Origin of the sequence: Hafnia psychrotolerans, assembly GCF_014639435.1 — a bacterium.
GTDB classification, from domain to species: domain Bacteria; phylum Pseudomonadota; class Gammaproteobacteria; order Enterobacterales; family Enterobacteriaceae; genus Ewingella; species Ewingella psychrotolerans.
In genome coordinates this window covers 136438-142796 of the sequence record NZ_BMFZ01000012.1, presented here as the reverse complement: position 1 = coordinate 142796, position 6359 = coordinate 136438, and the positions used below count along the sequence as shown (strand labels likewise).

At 50.5% G+C, this 6359-nt stretch carries 8 protein-coding genes; 1 reads left to right on the top strand and 7 read right to left on the bottom strand.

The features are described 5' to 3' along the window. Positions 1-174 precede the first annotated feature (174 nt). The 7 genes from murA to mlaF form a co-directional block, all read right to left on the bottom strand. Positions 175-1434 carry a UDP-N-acetylglucosamine 1-carboxyvinyltransferase gene (gene murA, locus IEV89_RS19010; RefSeq protein ID WP_188475083.1) on the bottom strand — a complete coding sequence of 420 codons (1260 nt, stop codon included), beginning with the start codon at positions 1432-1434 and terminating at the stop codon, positions 175-177. A gap of 68 nt (positions 1435-1502) precedes the next feature. Further along, complete coding sequence (gene ibaG / locus IEV89_RS19005) at positions 1503-1757, bottom strand: BolA family iron metabolism protein IbaG (RefSeq protein WP_188475082.1); 255 nt, start codon at positions 1755-1757, stop codon at positions 1503-1505. Between the two features lie 191 nt (positions 1758-1948). Then, positions 1949-2242, bottom strand: coding sequence for a lipid asymmetry maintenance protein MlaB (mlaB, locus tag IEV89_RS19000; protein WP_188475094.1), 294 nt, complete (start codon positions 2240-2242; stop codon positions 1949-1951). Continuing rightward, a complete protein-coding gene (mlaC, locus tag IEV89_RS18995) occupies positions 2242-2874 on the bottom strand; it encodes a phospholipid-binding protein MlaC (protein ID WP_188475081.1) in 633 nt (210 codons plus the stop codon). Before mlaC ends, mlaB begins: the two co-directional genes overlap by 1 nt. 38 nt (positions 2875-2912) lie before the next feature. After that, positions 2913-3467, bottom strand: coding sequence for an outer membrane lipid asymmetry maintenance protein MlaD (gene mlaD, locus IEV89_RS18990; protein WP_188475080.1), 555 nt, complete (start codon positions 3465-3467; stop codon positions 2913-2915). 3 nt (positions 3468-3470) lie between these two features. Next, entirely contained in the window at positions 3471-4253 is a 783-nt protein-coding gene (mlaE, locus tag IEV89_RS18985) for a lipid asymmetry maintenance ABC transporter permease subunit MlaE (protein WP_188475079.1), read from the bottom strand. A gap of 15 nt (positions 4254-4268) precedes the next feature. Further along, on the bottom strand, positions 4269-5072 hold the full coding sequence (gene mlaF / locus IEV89_RS18980) for a phospholipid ABC transporter ATP-binding protein MlaF (protein WP_188475078.1): 804 nt from the start codon (positions 5070-5072) through the stop codon (positions 4269-4271). Positions 5073-5381: 309 nt separating this feature from the next. Here mlaF and IEV89_RS18975 point away from each other — a divergent pair, with 309 nt between their 5' ends. Next, positions 5382-6359, top strand: a complete 978-nt coding sequence (locus IEV89_RS18975; protein ID WP_188475077.1) for a calcium/sodium antiporter — start codon at positions 5382-5384, stop codon at positions 6357-6359.

Genomic DNA, 6359 nt, shown 5'->3' with positions numbered 1-6359 from the left:
ATGGAACGAATGCTTGCCGAGATCAATACCGATGAGCGTAACGTTTTGCATGATGATCCCCTTCAGAAAGAAAAACACCCTGCCAGCGTACCGCTCACAGGGTGGGGGTGACCATCTTATTAAGCCGGAGAGTGAATCCTTCCGGCTTTTTTATTGACGATTCAGTCTGGCAATTTATTCACCATTGAAACGCTCTATTTTCGCACCAAGCTGACGCAATTTATCCTCGATACGCTCATAACCGCGGTCGATGTGGTAAATACGGTCAACAATGGTCACACCTTCAGCAATACAACCGGCCAGAACCAGGCTGGCGGAAGCGCGTAAATCAGTCGCCATCACCTGCGCGCCTGAAAGCTGCTCAACACCATGGCAAATCAGAGTGCTGCCTTCAATTTCAGCGTGAGCCCCCATACGGATAAGTTCTGGGATATGCATGAAGCGGTTTTCGAAAATGGTTTCAGTGATAACACCGGTCCCTTCTGCCACCAGATTCAGCAAACTGAACTGTGCCTGCATATCAGTGGGAAAGCCCGGATGTGGCGCGGTACGGAAGGTGACCGCTTTCGCACGTTTGCCATGCATATCAAGACTGATCCAGTCTTCGCCAACGTCAATATCAGCCCCGGCTTCGCGCAGTTTTGCCAGCACGGCATCCAATGTATCTGGACGGGTATCACGACATATTACTTTACCGCCAGAGATAGCAGCAGCCACCAGGAAAGTACCGGTTTCGATACGATCTGGCAACACGCGATACACCCCACCCCCCAGACGCTTAACGCCTTCGATGGTAATTCTGTCAGTACCCGCACCCGTGATTTTTGCGCCCAGTGTATTCAGGAAACCCGCGGTATCAGCGATTTCAGGCTCACGCGCGGCGTTTTCGATAATCGTCGTGCCTTCCGCCAGTGTCGCTGCGCACATAATGGTTACGGTAGCACCAACGCTGACCTTATCCATTACGATGTGCGCGCCCTGCAAACGGCCATCGACGGACGCTTTGACATAGCCTTCTTCCAGCACGATTTTCGCACCCAGCTGCTCAAGCCCGGAAATATGCAAGTCGACAGGACGGGCACCGATCGCACAACCGCCCGGCAGTGAAACTTGTCCCTGACCAAAGCGGGCAACTAACGGACCCAGCGCCCAAATGGAAGCACGCATGGTTTTCACTAAATCGTATGGTGCGCAAAATTCATTAACGTTGCTGGCATCAACAAAGACTGAACCATTACGTTCAACTTTAGTCCCCAACTGACCCAGTAATTTAAGGGTGGTATCGATATCTTTCAGATGCGGCACGTTCTGAAGCTCTACAGGCTCTTCTGCGAGCAGCGCAGCAAACAAGATAGGAAGTGCAGCATTCTTTGCACCGGAGATAGACACTTCGCCACTCAGACGAGTGCCACCCTGTACACGAAATTTATCCATTGTGACGGCTCTCTTAATTTCAAATACTTAATTCAAATACGCCTTGCTGACGGAGGGAACCTACAGCTTTAAAAACCATTCAGTTTGCGGTCACGCTGCCACTCTTCTGGGGTGTAAGCCTTGATAGAGAGTGCATGAATACGGTTATCTGCGATGTGTGCCATCAAAGGGGCATACACAGTTTGTTGTTTTTTCACCCGGCTCATGCCGTCAAATAATGCGCCCACTACGATTGCCTGAAAGTGGCTGCCGTCACCTGTAACGTGGGCTTCATCCAATGCCAATGAGTTCATCAGCACGTCTTTAATTTCGTTAGTGTCCATAGGAGTCAGTTCTTCTGAAGAGATCATAACAGCCGAACATCTTATAGGGATCCGGCCAACTCTTAAACCACGAAAAAGCCCCGGTGCGTGAGTTTTGCACAGGGGCTTGTGTGTATTACATTGGCTATCGCAGAAATACCCGCTAACTTACGGTTACTGCTACCTTATTTAGTAAGCCACTTTTTGTGCTCTCAATTAACCGGGATAATACCCTGCAGATTATAGAGTGCGATAAGTGTGCTCAGACGATCGGTGATGCCGGTGAGAGCCAGGGTTACACCTTCCTGCTCAGCCTCTCCGAGCAGGTGAACCAGCATCGCCAGACCGGCTGAGTCCACGCGCGCCAGACCGGCGAGATCAACCGTATTGACCTGATTCATCAGTGCCTGACGCTGATTCCACAGCGGCAGCAACGTTTCGCGATCCAGATCACCGCGCAGAATCAGGCGTGGCGGCTGATGCTCCCAGCTCAATGCATCTTTCATCATTTGTTATTCAGCGTGATGGGCTGTGCTGCAGCTTGTTTCAGGCGCTCAGTAAGACCATCGATGCCTTTCTGGCGCAGGATATCTGCCCATTCGTTTTGCTTAGTGGAGATCATACTGACGCCTTCAGCAATCATGTCATATGCCTGCCAGTCGTTAGTCCGGCTGTTTTTACGCCACTGGAAATCCAGGCGAACCGGCGGTCGGCCGTTAGGATCAATGATAGTCACACGAATCGCAATGATATCCTTACCGGCATAGGGTTGCTCCGGTTGCACACTATAGCTTTGGTCGTTATACAACGCCAAAGCCTGGCCATAAGCCTGTTGCAGATATTCACCGAACGCGGTGAAGTAAGCCTCGCGTTGTGCGGGAGTCGCCTCTTTGTAGTAACGTCCGAGCACCAGAGCACCCGCATACTTGATCTGTACAAACGGCAGCAGCTCTTCACGAACAATAACGCGCAGATAGTTCGGGTCCTGCTTGATTTTTGCCTGCTCGGTTTTCAGACGAGTAAAAGTGTTCTTGGCCGCTTCATTCATCATACTGTACGGGTTTGTCTGGTCTGCGGCAGCATTGGCGAGTGGCGCCATAACCAACAACATAGTGGCTAAGATGATACGTTTAAACATGCATTCTTCCTCTCGTATACGGTACTTGTGAAAAGTGCTTAATGAAGGGTTGCTGCGGGCTGTGGAGCAGCCACTGCATCGGGTGCCGCCTGAGCATCACCTGCATTAGGGACAGTTTTATCTTTATCCCCGCCACTCTTATATAAGAATTGACCGATCAGGTCTTCCAGGACCAGCGCTGATTTGGTGTCTTGAATCGAGCCACCATCTTTAAGAATAGTCGTTCCCATATCCGGATCTTCAAAGCCGATATTCAGCGCTAAGAATTGCTCACCCAACAAACCGGATGTGCGGACTGCCAGCGTACTGGTGCTTGGAATCTGGTTATATTTCTTCTCAATATCCATTTCCACTTTCGGCGAGTAATTTTTGTCCAACGTAATGGAACTCACACGTCCTACCACCACACCACCCACTTTAACCGGGGAACCGGCCTTCAGGCCGCCGATATTGTCGAAGGTGGCAGAAATACGGTAAGTCGGTTCAGAACCGATCGAACGAATATCCGCCACTTTAAGGCAAAGAAATAACACGGCACACAAGGCGATGATTAAAAATGCACCAACCCAGATCTCACTTTTCTTCGTTTGCATTGATTAATTCCCAAACATCAGTGCTGTCAGCACAAAATCTAATCCCAGCACCGCCAGAGACGAATGCACCACAGTACGGGTCGTTGCCCGGCTGATCCCTTCCGAAGTCGGGATAGCGTCATAGCCGTTAAACAGAGCAATCCAGGTCACGGTAATAGCAAAAACTATGCTTTTTATCATGCAGTTAAGTAAATCGTGACGCCACTCTACCGCATTCTGCATGGCTGACCAGAAGAATCCGCTATCGATTCCTTTCCAGTCCACACCAACCAGCGACCCACCCCAAATACCCACGGCGACAAAGATCGCGGTCAGTAACGGCATAGAAATCAGCCCGGCCCAGAAGCGAGGGGCGACAACACGACGCAGCGGATCGATCGCCATCATCTCCAGACTTGAGAGTTGCTCAGTGGCTTTCATCAACCCAATTTCAGCGGTCAATGCAGATCCAGCACGGCCAGCGAACAACAATGCGGTCACGACTGGTCCCAGTTCGCGCAGTAGGGAGAGCGCCACCATCATGCCGAGGCTGGCTTCTGCACTGTACGTCGTCAAAACGATGTAACCTTGCAAGCCAAGCACCATGCCGATAAACAAACCCGACACCAGAATGATCAACAGCGACTGCACCCCAACACTGTAAAGCTGCTTGAGCAACAACGGCCACTGTTTGGCAAACTGCGGCTTGCCGACCAGTGCACGGAATAACATCAGTCCGGCGCGGCCAAACGAGGTACATGTCTGAATACCGCGGCGACCTATAGAGGCTAATGCCTTAATTAACATTGATATACAACTCCATCATCCAAGCAGCTCAGTTTTATAATCACTGGCCGGGAAGCGGAAAGGTACCGGCCCATCGGCGATACCGTCGAGAAACTGGCGAACACGGGGATCCGGATTATTTTGCAGCGCTTCGGGTGTCCCTTCAGCAATAACATGCTGTGCCGCCACAATATAAGCATAATCAGCGATGCTCAGAACCTCAGGAACATCGTGGGATACAACAATACAGGTCACACCCAGAGCATGATTCAGCTCATCAATCAGCTTTACCAGAACGCCCATGGTGATTGGATCCTGTCCCACGAAAGGCTCATCAAACATAATCAGTTCAGGATCAAGCGCAATCGCACGCGCCAGAGCAACGCGACGCGCCATCCCGCCGGAAAGCTCTGCTGGCATCAGTTTACCCGCACCGCGCAAACCTACGGCTTCCAGCTTCATCGTCACTGTGCTGTGCAACAGTTCTTCTGGCAACTTACTGTGTTCACGCAGTGGAAAAGCCACATTCTCAAACACATTCAAGTCAGTAAACAATGCACCAGACTGAAACAACATACTCATTTTCTTACGCGACTCGTACAGCTTGCTCCGCGATAAGGCAGGGACATTTTCCCCGTCGAACCATATTTCACCGCTGTCCGGGGCTAATTGCCCCCCGATAAGGCGCAACAAGGTCGTTTTACCGATCCCCGATGGCCCCATGATGGCGGTGACTTTACCGCGGGGCACCGTCATATTTATCTCTTCGAAAATGGGACGTTCGCCGCGCGTGAAGCTCATGCCTTTGATCTCGACCAGATTCGATTGGCTCTGACTCATTCAGTTTATCCCTTCGGATTGTTTCAGCTTACGGTACCCCTGATGTTAGAGGCATCGAGGCTTAACTCCGGTATTTTTACAAAAACTTACCGCATTTACGTCACCAAAATTGCCATTGATTTACTTTTCTACCCCAGGCGGTCAAAATCAGTGAATAACAGTGTTAAAAGAAACGCTAGATTCGTCTAACATACAGCAGCTTTAGCTGGCTGTTTAAGGACCCATTGTAACCCTTGATATTTTTTGACTATCCTTTGCTCGGCTGTTCAGGCAACAACCCTCGCATTATATCTAATTAAAGGACTTTTCATGCTTCTCGCTATCGTACTCATGGTTGTCGGCTTATTGCTCTTAGTCTATGCCGCCGATCGATTAGTGTACGGTGCAGCCGTTCTTGCACGCTCAATGGGTATTCCCCCGCTCATCATCGGCATGACCGTGGTGGGTATCGGTATTTCCCTCCCAGAACTGGTGGTGTCAACGACGGCTGCCATCAACGATCAGATGGATTTGGCCGTTGGAAACGCGATTGGTTCGAATATTATTAATATTCTTCTGATTTTGGGTGGCGCGGCGCTGATTCATCCACTTTCCGTGGGTTCTGATATCTTGCGGCGAGAACTCCCTTTATTGTTACTGGTCACTGTACTAAGTGGCTTTCTGCTCAGTGACGGTGAACTCAGTCGCCTGGATGGTATTTTACTGCTGACAACGGCAGCAGTTTTCGTCATTTGGATGATTAAAATCGCCAGGACAGCTGAAAAGCAGGGGCTGGATACACTGACTTACGAACAGATGGCTGAACTCCCGCAGGATAGCAGCAATACCGTCGCCTTCCTGTGGCTGGCGCTGGCGTTCATTATTATGCCGCTGGCATCAAGCATGATCGTCGATAACTCTACGGTCATCGCCCGTTACTTTGGTGTCAGTGAGCTGATTATCGGCTTAACAGTGGTGGCTATTGGTACCAGCTTGCCGGAAATGGCAACCTTTATCGCCGGTTCGGTAAAAGGTGAGGATGATATTGCTCTGGGCAATATTATTGGTGCCAATATTTTTAACATCTGCCTGGTTCTGGGTTTGCCTGCACTGGTTGCTCCGGGGTCGTTCAGCCCAGAGGCTTTTCACAGGGACTACTGGGTCATGCTCGCCGTGAGCGTCGTGCTCTCCGGGTTGTGCCTAATGCGCAAACACCGCATCGGTCACTTGGCAGGTGCTCTGTTATTATGTGGCTTTGTCGCGTACCTCGCGCTGCTGTACTTTGTACCTGGCAGCTTTGAGTTTTAA

Coding starts and splice junctions, on each gene's coding strand:
- mlaF (WP_188475078.1), bottom strand. CDS start 5,072: ATGAGTCAGAGCCAATCGAATCTGGTCGAGATCAAAGGCATGAGCTTC.
- mlaB (WP_188475094.1), bottom strand. CDS start 2,242: ATGAAAGATGCATTGAGCTGGGAGCATCAGCCGCCACGCCTGATTCTG.
- mlaD (WP_188475080.1), bottom strand. CDS start 3,467: ATGCAAACGAAGAAAAGTGAGATCTGGGTTGGTGCATTTTTAATCATC.
- mlaE (WP_188475079.1), bottom strand. CDS start 4,253: ATGTTAATTAAGGCATTAGCCTCTATAGGTCGCCGCGGTATTCAGACA.
- IEV89_RS18975 (WP_188475077.1), top strand. CDS start 5,382: ATGCTTCTCGCTATCGTACTCATGGTTGTCGGCTTATTGCTCTTAGTC.
- mlaC (WP_188475081.1), bottom strand. CDS start 2,874: ATGTTTAAACGTATCATCTTAGCCACTATGTTGTTGGTTATGGCGCCA.
- murA (WP_188475083.1), bottom strand. CDS start 1,434: ATGGATAAATTTCGTGTACAGGGTGGCACTCGTCTGAGTGGCGAAGTG.
- ibaG (WP_188475082.1), bottom strand. CDS start 1,757: ATGGACACTAACGAAATTAAAGACGTGCTGATGAACTCATTGGCATTG.